Origin of the sequence: Paracoccus marcusii, assembly GCF_006151785.1 — a bacterium.
Taxonomy (GTDB): domain Bacteria; phylum Pseudomonadota; class Alphaproteobacteria; order Rhodobacterales; family Rhodobacteraceae; genus Paracoccus; species Paracoccus marcusii.
Genome location: NZ_VDDD01000021.1, coordinates 1 through 17152, shown reverse-complemented (window position 1 = coordinate 17152; position 17152 = coordinate 1). Strand labels below are relative to the sequence as shown.

Genomic DNA, 17152 nt, shown 5'->3' with positions numbered 1-17152 from the left:
TGATCCATCCTTTTCTTGGTCAGTGTTGCCCGCCCAACGCGGCAACACCATCCAAGGTTCAGGACTGTGGCTGAATCAGGCGTTGATGTTCCGCAATCGCATAGCGGTCGGTCATCCCTGCGACGTAATCCAGCACAAGACGCGCGCGTTCGGTCGGATCGTTCAGACGCATGGCCGCGTCGCGCCACTGGTCGGGCAGGCGGTCGGGATGATCTAGGTACAGCGGAAACAGGTCGTTCAGCATCTGCGTGACACGGGTGCGTTCGACGACGACCGAGGGCGCGCGATACATGCGCTGGAACAGGAAGGACTTGATCGCCTTGATGTTCTGGTACAGCGGCTTGGAAAAGCGGATGATCGCCCCGTCCATCGCGCGGATGTCGTCCGCCGATCGCGGCTGCAGCCCGGCAAGCCGGTTCTGGGCAACGGCGATCACATCCTCGACCATGACGCCGAAGACGCGGCGCAGCGCCTCGTAGCGGCGCCGCGTGGGGTCCAGGCCGGGATACAGACGGTCGACCTCGGCAAAGGCCGGGCCGATCACGGGCAGTTCCGCCAGATCGTCCTCGGTGAACAGGCCCGCGCGCAGCCCGTCATGCAGGTCGTGGTGATTGTAGGCCACGTCGTCGGCCACCGCCGCCACCTGCGCCTCGGCGCTGGCATTGGTGTGCAGTTCCAGATCCCACAGCGCGTTCACCTCGGCTAGGGCATAGGGCAGGGGCCCGGTCACCGGGCCGTTGTGCTTTGCGATGCCTTCCAGGCTCTCCCAGGTCAGGTTCAGCCCGTCGAAATCGGCATAGTGGCGTTCCAGCTTGGTGACGATGCGCAGCGCCTGCGCGTTGTGGTCGAAGCCGCCATAGGGCGCCATCAGCGCGGACAGCGCGTCCTCTCCGGTATGACCGAAGGGCGGGTGGCCCAGGTCATGGGCCAGGGCCACGGTCTCGGCCAGGTCGGTGTTCAGGTGCAGCGCCCCGGCGATGGTGCGCGCGACCTGCGCGACCTCGATCGTGTGGGTCAGGCGGGTGCGGAAATAATCGCCGCGATAGCCTTCGCCATCATGTTCGACAAAGACCTGGGTCTTGTGTTTCAGCCGGCGGAAGGCGCTGGAATGGATGATGCGATCGCGGTCGCGTTGCCAGGGTGACCGGAAGGTGGACAGACTTTCGTCCTGCAATCGCCCGCGGCTGTCTTGCGGATGGCAGGCATAGGGCGCGAGTGCGGTCACGGGGTCAGCCTTCCTTGCGGGTTCACCCGGCGGACCCTATATTTGATGCGACCAGACGAAAACGGGAACGCCCCATGAACCTGCCGCCCAAAGTGACCGACCGCGCCTTTGACCGCCTGTCCCAGATCAATGCGGGCAAGGACCCGGTACCGCTGCGCATCGCGGTGCTGGGCGGGGGATGTTCCGGGTTCCAGTACGACATCCGCCTGGACGCGCCCGAGACCGACGATCTGATCCTGGAGAAATCGGGACAGAAGGTCGTCGTCGATCCGGTGTCACTGCCCTATCTGGCGGGGGCGGTCATCGATTTCACCGACGAGCTGATCGGTGCGCGCTTCGTGATCGAAAACCCGAACGCCACGGCAAGCTGCGGCTGCGGGACCAGCTTCTCGATCTAGTCGCAGGGGATGCTGCGCGGGTCCAGCCGCTGTTCGACATAACGGAACTGCGTCCCCGAGGGCAGCGTCTTGACGATGCGCGTGCTGTCCCATCCGGCGTTCTGACAAATGACACGGTTCTGCCGGTCGGTGATCCGCAGGCCGTCACCGTCTTTCGACAGCATGATGGATTGCCCCTCGCGCCGCGTGCCATCGATGAAAAAGGGCAAGGGCTGCGGCAACGCGATGGCAGGCACGCCGAACATGTCGGGCAGACCCTGCCAGTCCTGCGCGGGCCCGCTGGCCACCGTCAGGCGGTGATCTCCCGGCGGCACCAGCAGCCGCAGGACCGCGCCGCCGCGCAGATAGCCGCTGATGACGGGCGTGCCTTGGTCATCCGTCAGAATGATCGCGTGATCCATGTCGGCCGGGGCGCGGACCTGCAGGGGGATCGTCGCGGGCAGGGGGCTGGCCTTTTCCAACAGCCCGGTGACCGGGCGCGCGGCGGCCGCCACGGGCAGGACCATCAGCAGGATCAGCAGTCGGATCATCGCGGCCCCTTTCCGGTTCGTGTTGCCAAACGCGCAGGCGGCGCTAAAGATGCCGCCCATGAAAATCGCAAGCTTCAACATCAATGGCGTCAAGGCCCGCGTGCAGGCCCTGACCGACTGGCTGGCCTCGACCGATGCCGATCTGGTCGTGCTGCAGGAAATCAAGTCCGTGGACGAGGGGTTCCCGCGCGAGCATTTCCAGGACCTGGGATGGCAGGTGGAAACCCACGGCCAGAAGGGCTTCAACGGCGTGGCGATCCTGTCGCGGCTGCCGCTGGAGGACGTGACCCGCGGCCTGCCCGGCGACGATGCCGATGAGCAGGCCCGCTATATCGAGGCGACCGTGGTCGGCACCCATGCGGTACGCATCGCCGGGCTGTACCTGCCCAACGGCAACCCCGCACCGGGGCCGAAATACGACTACAAGCTGGCATGGATGGAACGCCTGCGCCTGCGCGCGGCGGAATTGCTGGCGTCGGAGTTGCCGGTGGTGATGCTGGGCGACTACAACATCATTCCCGAGCCGCGCGACGCCGCCCATCCCGACCGCTGGACCGAGGATGCGCTGTTCCTGCCGCAAAGCCGGGCGGCGTTCCGTGCCATCGTGAACCAGGGCTGGACCGATGCGGTGCGCATCCGCGACCCCTGGGCCACGCGCGGGCCGTTCACCTTCTGGGACTATCAGGGCAGCGCGTGGGAGCGTGACAACGGCATCCGCATCGACCATCTGCTGCTGTCGCCCCAGGCGGCCGACCTGATGATCGAAACGGGCGTCGACCGCGATGCGCGGGCCGGTGAAAAGCCAAGCGACCACGTCCCGGTCTGGGTGCGCCTGGCCGCCTGACGGCAGGCGGCGCCCGGCGGCGGGTCAGATCACCAGAACGCCGGAATGCTTGGCCTTGTGTTCCGGTTCGACATGGATGGTGATCTGGGCGTCGGGCAGCTTGGCCTTCAGGCTGGCCTCGACCCGGTCGCAGATGTCATGGGCGTCGGACACGGTGGTCTGGCCGTCCACGACCAGGTGAAAGTCGATGAAGGTGACGGCGCCCGCATGACGCGTGCGCAGGTCATGCGCCTCCAGCGCGCCGCTGGCCTTGTCCGAGATGATGTCGCGGATGGTCACCAGCGTCTTTTCGGGCACGGCCTCGTCCAGCAGGCCGGAGACGGACGACGCCATGACCTTCCATCCCGACCACAGGATGTTCACCCCCACCAGCATCGCCAGCGCCGGGTCCAGGATTGACCAGCCGGTCGCCACCGCCAGCCCCACGCCCAGCAGGACGCCCCCCGACGACACCACGTCCGTCAGCAGGTGCTTGCCGTCCGCGACCAGCGCCGGAGAGCGCAGCCGCCGCCCCTGACGGATCAGGATGCTGCACCAGATCGCGTTCAGCACGCCCGCGCTGGCGTTGATGGCCATGCCCATGCCGACGGCTTGGATTTCGCGCGGGTTCTGGAAGGCGTGCCACGCCTCGCGCAGGATCAGCAGGGCTGCCACGATGATCAGCACCCCTTCCAGCACGGCGCTGAGGAATTCGGCCTTGTGATGGCCATAGGGATGCGACTGATCCGCCGGTCGTTGCGCCACCGAGATCGCGACCAGCGCCGCGACCGCGGTCGCCACGTTCACAATGCTTTCCAGCGCGTCCGACAGCAGCGCCACTGACCCGGTCAGGTACCAGGCCAGGGTCTTCAGCCCAAGCACGATCAAGCCGACAAAGATGCTGCCGACGGCGATTTTCAGGCTGCTGGACATCAGATCGTCCCCTTGGCCATGGACGGGATGGGTATGAGGCGCAGCATGTCGCAGATGCTTTGTGAAATCTCAAGCCACGGTTGCAGCCATTTGCGCACAATAGGCGTTCGGGTGCCGGATAGACACGCATCGCATTTGTTGATTGACCCGTCACTCAATATAAAGCATCCTTAGAGTATCAAAGAAACATGCGGCCGCTTGGCTGCGATCATACGCACGCAGCGGGCCACATGCCCGGCTGCACTGTGTCTCTGATCGTTCATCTGTCTAAGGAGGATTGCGCCCATGACGCCAATCATCACCGTCGCCTATCTCAGCGTGTTGGCCTGCGCGCTGTTCGTCCTGATCCGCTGGCCCCGCCTGCGGCTGCAGGGCGAAGAGCCCGTCGGCCTGTTCACCCTGATCGCCCTGCTGTTCACCGCCGGACTGGACATGGGCCTGGTCATGCTGCCCCTTGCGGAGTTCCCGATCTATGAGGAGGACCCCGCCTTCGGGTTCACCAACGCGCTGGCCGTGGAATTCGGCATGTGGGGGCCGCTGGTCTGGCTGATGTATTTCGTGGCCACCTTCTATTTCATCGCGCTGGAGCCGAGCCTGCAGCTGTTCCAGATCCCGGCGGTCAAGTGGGTCTACAACCTGACGGTCATCGCGACCTGCTCGTTCACCTGCTATCTGTTCATGTCAAACCTGCCGACCTATGCCCCGGACCTGCCGCAGGGCGCGGTCTGGGCGCTGGTCGTGGTGGTGATCGCCACCGCCGTCCTGTCCAGCGGCAACATGGCGGTGATGAAGTGGCTGGCCATCATCTCCAGCTATGGGTTTGGCATGCTGGCCTTCACCGCACTGGCGATGATCGCCTTTGTCTACAGCCGCGTGGGTCTGGGCGATTTCTTCGACAGCGTCGGCCTGCTGGGCGGGTACTTCGCGCATCTGCCGCGCTTTGCCACGCCCATTTCGGATTACCATGAATTCTATCTGTTCTGGTGGTTCGCGTGGTCGATCATGATCGGCCAGTTCGTCGCGCGCTTCGTCGGTGGGCTGAGGGTCTGGCAGCTGGCATTGGCGATGGTGGCCCTGCCGGCGATCCCCCTGGGGCTGTGGTTCAGCGTGCTGTTCGTCTATCACCAGGGCGGGATCGTGATCCCCGGCTGGCTGAACTGGTTCATGATCGCTGTCGGTGTGGTCTTCGTCGTGAACTCTCTGGACAGCCTGATCCGGCTGTATTCGACGAACCTGAACTGGTCGCGTGAGACGTTGGGGGACCGGCGCTATTATCCGCTGCATTTCCTGCTGCAGCTGGGTCTGGTCGGCGCCTATGTCTTCACCCCATTCGAGATCCAGTGGGTCGGCCTGATCGTCGCGGCGCTGTATGGGGTGATCTATGTGCTGCTGGCGCGGCACATGGGCAAGCTGGGCGGCATCGGCCGCCCCGCCGCGGGATAGGGGGCGGACGTCCTCTCAGTCGTCCTTGTCGCTGTCATCGTCGCCAAAGCGCGAATCGTCCGAGAACTCGTCCTCGCCCTCGTTGACGAACTTGGACGACAGCGCGATCGAGTGGTTGTCATGGACGGGGTCCATCACGACGTCCGACGGGATCTCTCCGACCAGCCATTCGCGCAGCTCCTCGCGGATCTCGGCGGGCTCCTGGCCGGTCACCTCGACCAGATAGGCGATGAAGGCGCGCTGGTCGCCGTCGATCTCGTCCAACTCGGTGTCCTCGGCCTCGGGCCACTTGTCGATGATCGCCTCATAGAAGGCCGCCCAGTTTTCCTGAACATGGTGCCACTTCATCAATAACCTCCTGTCGGAAGGCTGCCCTGGAACCAGCGCGCCGTCCCTGTAATGTCCTCGCCGACACCGGCGACGGTGTTGCAACCGGCCAGCATCGTGCAAGCCGCTACAGTAACCCAAAACATTCGCATCAGTTCGTCTCCTGCCACCAGACTTCGGGCAAAAAGCCCGGCCAGTCCCCGTACATGGGTATTTCCTCTGGGTATTTCAGATCCGCGGCATGGGCCAGCCGCGAGATCGGCGAAAAGCTGACCGGGATCACATAGCGCCCCGCCGTCAGCACGCGGTCCAGCGCCCGGACCGCGGCGGTGAAATCCTCGGCCGTGTCGGCGGCCGTCATGGCGTCGATCATCGCCTCGGCCGCGGGGCTGTCGATGCCCATCCAGTTGCGGCTGCCGGGCGTGGATACGCCGTCGCGGCCCCAGTACAGGCGCTGTTCGCTGCCCGGCGACAGCGACAGGCCGCGTTCGTACCATGTCATGTCGAACTGATAGTTGTTCGTGCGTTCGATGTACTGCGCGGAATCCAGCAGGGTGATGCGCGGGGTGATCCCCAGGGGACGCAGCGCCTCGACATAGATGTTCACGATCTGCTGAACCTCGGACCCGCTGCGCATCGCGGTGCCGTTCTGGTTCAGCAGGATCTCGAAGGCGAAGGGCTGGCCCTGCGCGTTCTTCAGCTGTCCGTCCTGAACCGTCCAGCCGGCCTCGGCCATCAGCGCCATCGCGCGGCGGACACCGGCGCGGTCCATCGCGCGGTCCGATCCTTCGGGCAGGGTATAGCCGTCCAGCGTGCCGGGCGGCAGGTCGGCCGCGAAGGGCGCCAGCAGTTCCGCCACGCGCCCCGTCGCGGGCCCGTCCTGCATCGCCAGGACCGAGTTCGAGAAATAGGACGTGATCCGGGGATCGGCACCGCCGTTCAGGGTCTGGTTGATGAAGCGGAAGTTGAACATCTCGATCAGCGCCTGCCGCACGCGCCAATCGGCGAAGGCCGGGTTGCGCGTGTTCATGACCAGGCCGACGATGCCCGACGGGCGTTCGTTCGGGATCTCTGCCTGGACCGCGCGTCCGTCCGTCATCAGCGGAAAGCCGTATTCGCTGGCCCATTTCTGCGCCGACAGTTCGCGCCAGACGGTGACGGCACCGGCCTTGAACGCCTCGAACATCGCGTTGGCATCGGCGAAATAGTCATAGCGGATGACGTCGAAATTGTTCACCCCCGCCATCAGGGGCAGATCGCGGCCCCAATAGTCGGGATTGCGGCGAAAGCTGATCGACCGCCCCGGCTCGACCTGATCGACGACATAGGCGCCGCTGCCGATCGGCGCCTCGAGCGAGGAGGCGGCGAAATCCTGCCCCTCCCACTGGGCCTTCTTCAGGATCGGACGCAACCCCATCAGCAGGGGCAGTTCTCGGTCGGGTTCGGTGAAGGTCAGGCGCACGCTGCGGGGGCCCGTGGCCTCGATCCTGTCGACGCGCGACCAGGCCGCCAGATAGCGGGGATGGCCCTGCGTCCCAAGCGTCTCATAGGACCAGATCACGTCGTCGACGGTGACCGGGCTGCCGTCGGAAAACCGCGCCTCCTCGCGCAGGGTGAACTCGACCCAGTGCCGATCGGGCGCGACCTCGATCGTCTCTGCCAGCAGGCCGTAAAGGGTGAACGGTTCGTCGATCGACCGCATCATCAGGGACTCCGTCACGTGGACGCCCACGCCCCATGCGGCATTGCCCTTCAGCACCCAAGGTTTCAGACTGTCGAACCCGCCCGGCTCCGCCAGCCGAATCGTACCGCCCTTGGGCGCCTCCGGGTTGGCATAGGGCAAATGTGCAAAGCCCTGTTGCAGGGCAGGTTCTCCATAGATTGCAATGCCATGGACAGGTTCGGCAAGGGTTGCCAGCGGCATAGATGCAACACCGCCCGTCAGGGTCAGCAGACCCAGGGCAGCTCCCCTGATCGCGGATTTATTAAGGTTTTCGAAGATTCGCATTGCCTGCCGCCCGGTCGTTTCTTGTTTGGCCGCATTATCAACAGGCTTGACCGGGGGGCGTCAACCAAGGTGGCAAGATCGCTGTTGGACTCGCGCGGTTCCTCGCGTATAAATAGGGCACTGCTCGATAGGTTTCTTGCCTGTATGAAACCTGCCTCATAACTTGCGCCCGCCTTGTGCGGGCGTTTTTTTTTGCCCATGCTGCGCCTGCAAACCGCCTTTCGGGGCCGTCAAGGAGCAGCCGATGTTCGAGAAATTCCTCAAGGGCAAGACCGCCGTCGTCACCGGATCCAACTCTGGCATCGGGCTGGGCGTGGCCCACAGGCTGGCGCGCGCCGGCGCGGACGTGGTCCTGAACAGCTTCAGCGACACGGACGAGGATCACGCGCTGGCCGAAGGCATGTCCGGCGAACACGGGGTCAAGGTCCGTTATATCCGGGCCGACATGTCCAAGGGCGACGACTGCCGTGCGCTGATCGAAAAGGCCGGCGCCTGCGATATCCTGGTCAACAATGCCGGCATCCAGCATGTCGCGGCGATCCCCGATTTCCCGGCCGCGAAATGGGACGCGATCATCGCGATCAACCTGTCGTCCGCCTTCCACACCACCGCGGCGGCCCTGCCGCTGATGCGTGCGGCGGGATGGGGCAGGGTGATCAACATCGCCTCGGCCCACGGACTGACGGCCAGTCCCTACAAGTCGGCCTATGTCGCAGCCAAGCACGGCATCGTCGGGCTGACCAAAGTGACGGGCCTGGAGACCGCGCGCGAGGCGATCACCGCCAACGCCATCTGTCCGGGCTATGTGCTGACGCCGCTGGTGGAAAGCCAGATCCCGGACACGATGGAGAAATACGGCATGGGCCGGGACGAGGTGATTAAAAAGGTCCTGTTGGAACGCCAGCCGTCCAAGGAATTCGCGACGACCGACCAGCTGGGCGACACGGCGGTCTTCCTGTGCAGCGACGCCGCGGCCCAGATCACCGGGACCACGATCAGCGTTGACGGGGGCTGGACCGCCCTGTGACGGGAACCGCTCTGCGTCCTTTGCCGTTCCATATCAACACAATGTGAGGAGATGGTGATGAAGGGTCTTGTGGCGTGGTTTCTGGGGGTTCCGGTCGTTGTGATCGTGATCTTGTACGTTCTGGGCATCTTTTGATGCGTAAGGGCGCCCCGTGATGCGGGACGCCCTTTGTCTGTCCGGGGTCTTCAGGACAGGCTGCTCTGGATGGTCTGGATGTCGGAATTCGTCAGCGTCTTGGCGACTTGCTTGCGCAGGCGAAGCTGCAGTTCCTTGTGATAGTGCTTGCGCATGACGCCCAAGGTCGAAGGGTCTGCGATGATCGCGATATCCTCAAACTTGTTCTTCAGCACCATCGCGTTCAGGTGACGCGACAGCTGGGCCGCAAAGGTCGCCTCCTCGTCATCCCGGGGCGACCCTTCGTCGATCTGCGCTCCGTCGCCCGACAGGCTCTCCTGCGTCACCTTGGTCGTTTCCGACAGCTCCAGCCCGGATTTGGCCGTGTTGCGGAACAGGGTGGCAGAGTGGCCGTCGGCAACGACGACCAAGGCATTGTGGGGCAGCATGGTCAGCTCCTTCTTGCGTTCGCTTTCACGGGTTCAACGCAAGCCGGGACCGGTCAGTTGCAGCCTTCGCAAAAGCGGCGGATGCGTGCCATCGCGTCCTGAAGCACGGCGTCGCTGGTGGCGTAGGAAATGCGGAAATGCGGCGACAGGCCGAATGCCGCACCGAAGACGACCGCGACCCCGGTTTCGTCCAGAAGCGCGTTCGCAAAGGCTTCGTCGCTGTCGATCGGGGTGCCGCCGGCGCTGGTCAGGCCGATCAGCCCGGCGATCGACGGATAGACGTAGAACGCCCCCTGCGGCACCGGGCAGTCCAGCCCCGGACAGGCGTTCAGCCCGGCCACGACCAGGTCGCGCCGCCGCTGGAACACCGCGCGGCTGTCGGTGATGTAATCCTGCGGCCCGGTCAGCGCGGCCTCTGCGGCGTACTGGCTGATCGAGCAGGGGTTCGACGTCGATTGCGACTGCAGCTTGGCCATCGCCTTGATCAGCGCCTCGGGGCCCGCCCCATAGCCGATCCGCCAGCCGGTCATGGCATAGGACTTGCTGACCCCGTTCATGGTCAGGACGCGGTCCTTCAGCCGGGGTTCGACCTGTGCGGGGGTGCAGAACTCGAAGCCGTCGAAGACCAGGTGCTCATAGATGTCGTCGGCCAGCACCCAGACCTGCGGGTGACGCAGCAGCACATCGCACAGCGCCGCCATCTGCGCCCGGTCATAGCCCGCGCCCGACGGGTTCGAGGGCGAGTTGAGGATCAGCCACTTGGCCCGCGGGGTGATCGCGGCCTCCAGCGCGTCGGGGGTCAGGCGGAACCCGGATGCCTGGTCGCATTCCACGACGACCGGCGTGCCGCCCGCCAGCAGAACCATGTCGGGATAGCTGACCCAATAGGGTGCCGGCACGATCACCTCGTCGCCGTCGTCCAGCGTGGCCATCAGCGCATTGTAGAGGATCTGCTTGCCGCCGGTGCCGACAGTGATCTGGGCAGGCGCATAGTCCAGCCCGTTCTCACGCGCGAACTTGTCGGCGATGGCGCGTTTCAGGGACGGCGTGCCGTCCACGGCGGTATAGCGGGTGTGGCCTGCGTCGATCGCGGCCTTTGCCGCGTCTCGGACGTTTTCCGGGGTGTCGAAATCGGGCTCTCCGGCGGACAGGCTGATGATGTCGCGTCCCTGTGTGCGCAGGTCCGCCGCGCGGGTGGTCATCGCGATGGTGGGCGAGGGTTTGATGCGGGCCAGCCGGTCCGAGATGAACGCCATGAGACACCTTGCTGCTGTCGGTTTGAACTGTCGGCCCGCATGGCATACGCTGCGCCGCACGCCCTCACAAGGACGAGAGACATGATCGACAGCTATGCCGAACCGGTGGCGACCCTTGGCGACCGCCTGACTGCCGCGCGCGAAGGCGCGGGCCTGGACATTGCCGCCATGGCCGATGCGCTTGGCCTGCGCCCCGAGACGCTGGAGGGGTGGGAGGTCGATCAGGCCGAACCGACGGCCAGCCTGATGGGACGGATCGCCACGGTCACCGGCGTCTCGCCGGTTTGGCTGTTGACGGGGCAGGGCGCGGGACCGCAAGACGCAAGCGCGGGGGCGGCTCTGCGTGCCGAGCTGGCCGATCTGCGCCGCCTGCTGGCCGAGGCCGCCGCCCGCGTGGACCGTCTGGAGGAAGCACTGTCGCATGGCTGATACGCTGGAAACCCCCGAGAACCGCCTGAAACGTCTGCACATGCGCAGCTGGCGGCGCGGCATGAAGGAGATGGACCTGATTCTGGGCCGCTTCGCCGATGATTGCCTGTCCGGGCTGTCCGGCCCCGATCTGGACCTGTACGAACGCATGCTGGCCGAGAACGATCAGGATCTGTACCTGTGGGTCACCGCGCGGATCGGCGACGGTCCCACCCGCGAGGCACCGCAGATGCTGACCCCGATGCTGGATCGGATCGCGCGACATGCCGCGACCCGCATTGCGGCCGATCGCTAAAAATTTCGGCATTCCTGGCGCAGGAAGAGGCGGCAATTAACCGAAGATTGTCTTTTCTCTGTCATTGAGAGGTCATGACGAACAGGACAGGACATCCCGAAGCCATGCTTGCACCTGCACCCCGCGAACAGCATCCGACAGTCGATCCCACGGCCCTGGACGTGCCCCTGTCGGACATGACCGACGCCTATCTGGAATCCCTGCAGCTGCTGGAGCGGATGCACCGGCTGATGCTGGATCTGGTCAAGGACGAATTCGAACGCCTGCACCGGGGTGACCTGACCCCGGTCCAGGCCATGATCCTGTACAATCTGGGCGAGGCCGAGGTCTCTGCCGGAGAGCTGCGGTCGCGCGGCATGTATCAGGGATCGAACGTCAGCTACAACCTGAAGAAGCTGGTCGCGATGGGTTATGTCCATCACGAACGCTGCGACATGGACAGACGCTCGGTCCGGGTGCGCCTGACGGCCGAAGGCCAGGCGGTGCGCGACCTGGTGCAGCGCCTGTTCATCCGCCACGCCGAAGGGCTGGCCATGTCGGGCGTGCTGGAGGATCCGCCGCTGGATCAGGTGAACCTGCAATGCCGCCGCATCGAGCGGTTCTGGACCGAGCAGATCCGCTATATCTATTGAATTGAACCCGGCCCTTCGGGGCCGGGTGTGCCTTTTCCTGGCGCCTTACCAGGTGCCGGTGTTCTCCATGCTGGACCACGGCTCCTGCGGGGGCAGGTGATCGCCTTCTTGCAGCAGTTCGATCGACACGTTGTCCGGGCTGCGCACGAAGGCCATGTGGCCGTCGCGCGGGGGGCGGTTGATCGTGACGCCGGCATCCTGCAGCTTCTGGCACATCTCGTAGATGTTGCCGACGCGGTAGGCCAGATGGCCGAAATGGCGGCTGTCCGAGGGCAGGCCGTCATCGCCGTCCCAGTTGTAGGTCAGTTCCACCGGGCATTCCGGCTGGCTCGGAGGCGCCATGAACACCAGGCTGAAGCGGCCCTTGTCGTTGTCGATGCGGCGCGTTTCCTCCAGGCCCAAAAGGCGGAAGAAATCCATCGTGTTGTCCAGGTCCTTTACGCGGACCATCGTGTGCAGATAGCGGATGTTCATAGAGTATCCTTTGACGTTTGGGTTGAAGGAGACATGGTCTTGGCGCCGGCGCAACGCAACCCCCGCGTGGGCGGTTGCCGCAGTCGCGTTCTTGACTTAGGACGAGGGTCACCGCACCGCCTGAAAGGACCGCCGCAATGCCCCTCACGCCCGAACAGCAGGCCGAGATCGACAGCCAGCGCGCCACGCCTCGCCAGACGCTGCGCGCCGTGTCCGAGGGGATGGAGAACCACCTGTACGTGGCGCATCAGGTTCTGGATCACGGGCTGGTGCGGGTCATCGACTACATGGGCGACGACGCGGCGATCTGTCAGGCGGCGCGCGTCAGCTATGGCAAGGGGACCAAGTCGGTGCAGAACGACGAGGGGCTGATCCGCTATCTGATGCGGCACTGGCATTCGACGCCCTTCGAGATGTGCGAGGTCAAGTTCCACGTCAAGCTGCCGGTCTTCGTGGCTCGTCAATGGATCCGTCACCGCACCGCCAACGTGAACGAGTATTCCGGCCGCTATTCGATTCTGGACCGGGAGTTCTACATCCCCGCGCCCGAGCATCTGGCCGCGCAGTCGTCGCAGAACCACCAGGGCCGGGGCGAGGTGCTGCAGGGCGCCGAGGCGCAGCGCGTGCTGGACCTGCTGCGCGAGGACGCGATGCGCAGCTATGACAGCTATGAGGCGATGCTGAGCCAGGAGGGGCAGCAGGGTCTGGCGCGGGAACTGGCGCGCATGAACCTGCCCGCCAACATCTATACCCAGTGGTACTGGAAGGTGGACCTGCACAACCTGCTGCATTTCCTGCGCCTGCGCGCCGACAGCCATGCCCAGTACGAGATCCGGGCCTATGCCGACATCATGTGCGACATCACCCGCGACTGGGTGCCCGCCGCCTTTGGTGCATTCCAGGATTACCGGATGAATGCCGTGAACCTGTCCGCGCAAGCCGCCGATGCGCTGCGGCGGCGCCTGGCCGGAGAGGTCGTCACGCAGGAAAATGCCGGCATGGGCGCGCGTGAATGGCGCGAGTTCCAAGCCGTCTGGGGCTGAGCGGGGGCGCACCACGCGCCCCGTCCGGATCAGAACGTGAAGTCGTTCAGGTCCAGGTTCACGCGGTTGAAATCCTCCAGCACGATCACGGTAGACGCGTTTACCGTCAGGATCGTGTCGCCGCCCTGCTGCACGGCGCCATTGATGGCGCGCTGGACCTGGCCGCGGCCCAGGTCGTCGATCTCGATCCGGTCCAGGCCGTTCTGGAAGTCGACGATACGGTCGCGTCCGTCGCCCAGGTCGAATTCGAACCGGTCGGCGCCGATCCCCCCGGCCAGGATGTCGTTGCCCCGACCGCCGTCCAGCGTGTCGTTGCCCTGGTTTCCGTGCAGGATGTCGGCGCCGTCATCGCCCTCGATCTCGTCATTGCCCTCGTTGCCGAACAGCCGGTCATTGCCGCCGTCGCCTTCCAGGTCATCCCGGCCCTGACCGCCATAGAGCAGGTCGTTGCCCTGATTGCCCTCCAACTCGTCGTCGCCCCGGCCGCCGAACAGGGTGTCGAAGCCGAAGCCACCCCACAGATCGTCGTTTCCGTCATCGCCGCGCAGCAGGTCGTTGCCCGCACCGCCTGCCAGGCTGTCATTGCCCGCGCCGCCGTTCAGCACGTCGTTGCCGTTCTCGCCCCAGATGCGGTCGAAGCCGCGGTTGCCATTCAGCACGTCGTTGCCGTCGCGCCCATAGATCAGGTCGGCCAACGCGCTGCCGTTGATCCGGTCCGCACCCGAAGTTCCGTTATAGCGTGCCATTCAAGCGATCCTTTCATGTTGTCGGCCACCCATGCGGCGGCCCTGTGCGAATCGCGATATCACGGGCCCGCTGACAGCCGGCTGACGGGGGCTGTCAGCGGGCTGTCAGCTTGGCCGTGCTAGGACGCGGGAATGAAACGATCCCTGTCCAGCCTGATGCTGATCCTGCTGCCGCTGACCCTTGCGGCGCAGCCGATCGCCCCCGATTACGAGACCGCCCGCCAGGCAGTGGACCGCGGCGACATGCTGCCGCTGGAACAGATCCTGGCGCGGATCGAGGCGCTCCATCCCGGCCGCATCGTCGAGGTCGAGCTGGAAGACGAGGACGGCCTGTGGCTCTATGAGATCGAGGTGCTGACCCCCGAGGGCCGCCTGATCGAGATAGAGCTGGACGCCCGCACGGGGGCGATTCTGGTATACGAGGAAGACGACGACTGATGCGCGCCCTTGTGGTCGAGGATGACAGCCGGATCGCCGCCGATCTGGGCCGGGCGCTGACTGCGGCCGGGTTCCGCGTGGACGGCACCGCATCGGGCCAGGACGCCTGGTTCCGGGGCGGGACCGAGGGGTACGACCTGATCGTGCTAGACCTGGGGCTGCCCGACCTGGACGGTCTGACCGTGCTGAAGCGCTGGCGGGCCGAGGGGTGCGATTCGCCCGTGCTGATCCTGACCGCACGGGGCGCCTGGACCGAGCGGGTCGAGGGGATCGAGGCCGGTGCCGACGATTATCTGCCCAAGCCGTTCCGCATGGAGGAGCTGGTGGCGCGGGCCCGCGCCCTGGTGCGCCGGGCAGGCGGCCGGGCCGAACCGCGGATCGAGGCAGGCCGCCTGACCGTCGATCTGAACCGCATGACGGCGCTGGTCGATGGCGTGCCGGTCCCGCTGACCCCGCTGGAGTTCCGCGTGATCGCGCATCTGGCCGTTCACCGCGACCGGGTCGTGTCGCCCACGGAACTGCTGGAGCACCTTTACGGCGACGATGACGCGCGCGAGGCCAACGCGCTGGAGGCGGTGGTGACCCGCATGCGCCGCAAGCTGGGTCCGGGCATCGTCGCGACGCGGCGCGGCTTCGGCTATCTGCTGGAAGGCGGTGCATGAGGCCTTTGTCGCTGCGCCTGCGGCTGATGCTGCTGGGCGGGGCGACCATCCTGCTGGTCATGGCGCTGTCGGTGACGATGCTGGCGGTGTTGTTCGACCGCCATGTCCAGCGCGTCGCCGTGTCGGACCTTCGCGATCGGGCGCTTGTTCTGCTGTCGGTGATCGAACCCGGCACGCCGCCGCAGATGCGCGACCAGCCGCGCAACCCGTCGTGGCAGCTGCCATTCTCGGGGCATTACTGGCAGGTGTGGCTGGGGGACCAGCCCCTGCGGTCGCGGTCGCTGTGGGACGTGACGCTGCCCGTGCCCACGGACGCGCCGCCGCCGGGCGAGGGGCGGGTGCTGCAGCTGGACGGGCCGGGCGACCAGCGCCTGCTGGCGCTGGATCAGCAGGTGCTGATCGGGCAGGGTGCGACCGCGTCCCCCATCCGCCTGATCGTGGCCGAGGACATGGAGGATTCCGCGCAGGCCCGCGCGGCCTTTCTGCGCGACCTTGTCCCCTGGCTGGCGGGATTGGCGGCCCTGCTGCTGGCGGCGTCCTTCGTCCAGGTCACGCTTGGCCTGCGCCCGCTGGCCCAGGTCGGCGCGCATCTGCGCGGGCTGGCGCAGGGGCGCAGGCGGCGCCTGGGCGACGATCTGCCCTCCGAGGTCGCGCCCCTGGCCCGCCAGCTGGACCATCTGCTGGACGACCGCGACCGAGAGCTGGATCGTGCGCGCCACCGCGCCGGCGATCTGGCGCACGGGTTCAAGACGCCGCTGCAGGCGCTGCTGGGCGATGCCGAGGCGTTGCGCGATCAGGGACGGACCGAACAGGCCGACAGCATCGAACATGTCGTCACCGTGATGCGCCGCCATGTCGACCGGGAACTGGCGCGCGCCCGCATCCGCACCGACGCTGCACAGGCCCGCGCGCATCCCGCCCCGATCGTTGCCCGGCTGGTGCAGGTGCTGCGGCGCACGCCCGCGGGTGCCGGGCTGGACTGGCAGGTCGACCTGCCGCAGGCGGTGGCGCTGCGCATCGACCCTGACGACCTGACCGAGGCCCTGGGTGCGCTGCTGGAAAACGCGGCCCGCCATGCGCGGTCGCGGGTGTGGGTCGGGATGCGTGCGGATGACGATCGGACGGCCGTCATCATCCGCGACGACGGGCCGGGCGTGCCGGACGCCGAGCTGGCGCGGTTGGCGCAGCGCGGCGTGCGGCTGGACCAGGGCGGGGACGGTCAGGGGATCGGCCTGGCCATCGTCACCGACATCGCCGAGGCCGCGGGCGGTCGCCTGGAGCTGATCAACATGCTGCCGGGCCTTGCGGCGGAACTGCACCTGCCGCGCCACCCGGACTGATTGTCAGGACGCGAACAGACCGTCGAAATCGGCAAAGCCCTTGACCTCTATCGGGTTGCCCGAGGGATCGAAGAAGAACATCGTCCGCTGCTCCCCGGGCTGGCCCTCGAAGCGGATCTGGGGCGGGATGTCGAAGGACACGCCCGCCGTGGCCAGGCGGTCGGACAAGGCCAGCCAATCCGCCAGCGGCAGCACGACCCCCAGATGCGGCATCATCACCATGTGATCGCCCACCTGACCGGTGCGGGTGGTGGGAAAGGGCGTGCCCAGATGCAGCGAAAGCTGATGGCCGAAAAAGTCGAAATCGACCCAAGTGTCGGTGGACCGACCCTCGGCACAGCCCAGGATGTCGCCATAGAAGCAACGAGCCGCGTCCAGGTCGGTGACATGGATGGCAAGGTGGAACAGGGATCTCATCGCGGCCTCCGTGGTTGCGGGGCAGTGATGCACGCGCGGGCCGCGCCCCGCAAGTCAGTCCAGAGCGTCCAGAACCCCGCCCGCCACGCGCGCGGTGTCCGACCAGCCCGGCAGCGCCGCCCCCGCCCGTGCGGCGGCGGCCG

The 17152-nt window shown here is 66.0% G+C and carries 21 protein-coding genes; 11 read left to right on the top strand and 10 right to left on the bottom strand.

From position 1 onward, the window contains the following. Positions 1-58: 58 nt before the first annotated feature. Complete coding sequence (locus tag FHD68_RS05385; RefSeq protein WP_127898714.1) at positions 59-1225, bottom strand: deoxyguanosinetriphosphate triphosphohydrolase; 1167 nt, start codon at positions 1223-1225, stop codon at positions 59-61. Between the two features lie 74 nt (positions 1226-1299). On the opposite strand from FHD68_RS05385, the gene FHD68_RS05380 reads away from it, so the two are divergent. Continuing rightward, complete coding sequence (locus tag FHD68_RS05380; protein ID WP_045981709.1) at positions 1300-1623, top strand: HesB/IscA family protein; 324 nt, start codon at positions 1300-1302, stop codon at positions 1621-1623. On the opposite strand, the gene FHD68_RS05375 is transcribed toward FHD68_RS05380, so the two are convergent. Next, complete coding sequence (locus FHD68_RS05375; protein WP_127898713.1) at positions 1620-2153, bottom strand: hypothetical protein; 534 nt, start codon at positions 2151-2153, stop codon at positions 1620-1622. The two genes, FHD68_RS05380 and FHD68_RS05375, sit on opposite strands and share 4 nt — an antisense overlap. Before the next feature lie 58 nt (positions 2154-2211). Between FHD68_RS05375 and xth the strand changes: the two genes are divergently transcribed. Beyond that, complete coding sequence (gene xth / locus FHD68_RS05370; RefSeq protein WP_045981710.1) at positions 2212-2997, top strand: exodeoxyribonuclease III; 786 nt, start codon at positions 2212-2214, stop codon at positions 2995-2997. Between the two features lie 24 nt (positions 2998-3021). On the opposite strand, the gene FHD68_RS05365 is transcribed toward xth, so the two are convergent. Continuing rightward, on the bottom strand, positions 3022-3909 hold the full coding sequence (locus FHD68_RS05365) for a cation diffusion facilitator family transporter (RefSeq protein ID WP_045981711.1): 888 nt from the start codon (positions 3907-3909) through the stop codon (positions 3022-3024). A 285-nt stretch (positions 3910-4194) separates the two neighbouring features. On the opposite strand from FHD68_RS05365, the gene FHD68_RS05360 reads away from it, so the two are divergent. Further along, positions 4195-5352 carry a BCCT family transporter gene (locus FHD68_RS05360; RefSeq protein WP_127898712.1) on the top strand — a complete coding sequence of 386 codons (1158 nt, stop codon included), beginning with the start codon at positions 4195-4197 and terminating at the stop codon, positions 5350-5352. Between the two features lie 15 nt (positions 5353-5367). Here FHD68_RS05360 and FHD68_RS05355 read toward each other — a convergent pair whose 3' ends face one another. Beyond that, entirely contained in the window at positions 5368-5700 is a 333-nt protein-coding gene (locus FHD68_RS05355) for a hypothetical protein (RefSeq protein WP_045981713.1), read from the bottom strand. 130 nt (positions 5701-5830) lie between these two features. Continuing rightward, complete coding sequence (locus FHD68_RS05350) at positions 5831-7687, bottom strand: extracellular solute-binding protein (RefSeq protein ID WP_127898711.1); 1857 nt, start codon at positions 7685-7687, stop codon at positions 5831-5833. 244 nt (positions 7688-7931) lie between these two features. Here FHD68_RS05350 and FHD68_RS05345 point away from each other — a divergent pair, with 244 nt between their 5' ends. Then, positions 7932-8714: a 3-hydroxybutyrate dehydrogenase gene (locus FHD68_RS05345; protein WP_127898710.1), complete on the top strand. Its 783-nt coding sequence runs from the start codon at positions 7932-7934 to the stop codon at positions 8712-8714. Between the two features lie 185 nt (positions 8715-8899). Here FHD68_RS05345 and FHD68_RS05340 read toward each other — a convergent pair whose 3' ends face one another. Then, entirely contained in the window at positions 8900-9277 is a 378-nt protein-coding gene (locus tag FHD68_RS05340; protein WP_139085340.1) for a baeRF12 domain-containing protein, read from the bottom strand. A gap of 53 nt (positions 9278-9330) precedes the next feature. Then, positions 9331-10533, bottom strand: coding sequence for a pyridoxal phosphate-dependent aminotransferase (locus FHD68_RS05335; RefSeq protein WP_127898708.1), 1203 nt, complete (start codon positions 10531-10533; stop codon positions 9331-9333). Between the two features lie 81 nt (positions 10534-10614). Here FHD68_RS05335 and FHD68_RS05330 point away from each other — a divergent pair, with 81 nt between their 5' ends. The 3 genes from FHD68_RS05330 to FHD68_RS05320 all read left to right on the top strand — a co-directional run bounded on the left by FHD68_RS05330 (position 10615) and on the right by FHD68_RS05320 (position 11889). Then, complete coding sequence (locus tag FHD68_RS05330) at positions 10615-10962, top strand: helix-turn-helix domain-containing protein (protein WP_042249702.1); 348 nt, start codon at positions 10615-10617, stop codon at positions 10960-10962. Then, positions 10955-11257 carry a succinate dehydrogenase assembly factor 2 gene (locus tag FHD68_RS05325; RefSeq protein WP_045981719.1) on the top strand — a complete coding sequence of 101 codons (303 nt, stop codon included), beginning with the start codon at positions 10955-10957 and terminating at the stop codon, positions 11255-11257. The genes FHD68_RS05330 and FHD68_RS05325 overlap by 8 nt, the downstream gene beginning before the upstream one ends. Positions 11258-11433: 176 nt before the next feature. Beyond that, positions 11434-11889, top strand: a complete 456-nt coding sequence (locus FHD68_RS05320; protein WP_127899388.1) for a MarR family winged helix-turn-helix transcriptional regulator — start codon at positions 11434-11436, stop codon at positions 11887-11889. 45 nt (positions 11890-11934) lie between these two features. On the opposite strand, the gene FHD68_RS05315 is transcribed toward FHD68_RS05320, so the two are convergent. Continuing rightward, the gene (locus FHD68_RS05315) at positions 11935-12363 is read right to left on the bottom strand and encodes a VOC family protein (protein WP_127898707.1); all 429 of its coding nucleotides are present in this window, start codon (positions 12361-12363) and stop codon (positions 11935-11937) included. Positions 12364-12500: 137 nt separating this feature from the next. On the opposite strand from FHD68_RS05315, the gene thyX reads away from it, so the two are divergent. Then, the gene (gene thyX / locus FHD68_RS05310) at positions 12501-13406 is read left to right on the top strand and encodes an FAD-dependent thymidylate synthase (protein WP_045999591.1); all 906 of its coding nucleotides are present in this window, start codon (positions 12501-12503) and stop codon (positions 13404-13406) included. A 29-nt stretch (positions 13407-13435) separates the two neighbouring features. Here the strand turns inward: thyX and FHD68_RS05305 are convergent, their stop codons facing one another. Continuing rightward, the gene (locus tag FHD68_RS05305; protein ID WP_127898706.1) at positions 13436-14152 is read right to left on the bottom strand and encodes a calcium-binding protein; all 717 of its coding nucleotides are present in this window, start codon (positions 14150-14152) and stop codon (positions 13436-13438) included. 132 nt (positions 14153-14284) lie between these two features. On the opposite strand from FHD68_RS05305, the gene FHD68_RS05300 reads away from it, so the two are divergent. The 3 genes from FHD68_RS05300 to FHD68_RS05290 are packed head-to-tail and all read left to right on the top strand — an operon-like array spanning position 14285 to position 16592. Continuing rightward, complete coding sequence (locus FHD68_RS05300) at positions 14285-14590, top strand: PepSY domain-containing protein (protein ID WP_127898705.1); 306 nt, start codon at positions 14285-14287, stop codon at positions 14588-14590. After that, on the top strand, positions 14590-15252 hold the full coding sequence (locus FHD68_RS05295) for a response regulator (RefSeq protein WP_127898704.1): 663 nt from the start codon (positions 14590-14592) through the stop codon (positions 15250-15252). Before FHD68_RS05300 ends, FHD68_RS05295 begins: the two co-directional genes overlap by 1 nt. After that, complete coding sequence (locus FHD68_RS05290; protein WP_127898703.1) at positions 15249-16592, top strand: sensor histidine kinase; 1344 nt, start codon at positions 15249-15251, stop codon at positions 16590-16592. The genes FHD68_RS05295 and FHD68_RS05290 overlap by 4 nt, the downstream gene beginning before the upstream one ends. A 3-nt stretch (positions 16593-16595) precedes the next feature. Here the strand turns inward: FHD68_RS05290 and FHD68_RS05285 are convergent, their stop codons facing one another. Then, positions 16596-17009, bottom strand: coding sequence for a VOC family protein (locus FHD68_RS05285; protein ID WP_127898702.1), 414 nt, complete (start codon positions 17007-17009; stop codon positions 16596-16598). Positions 17010-17152: the final 143 nt, after the last annotated feature.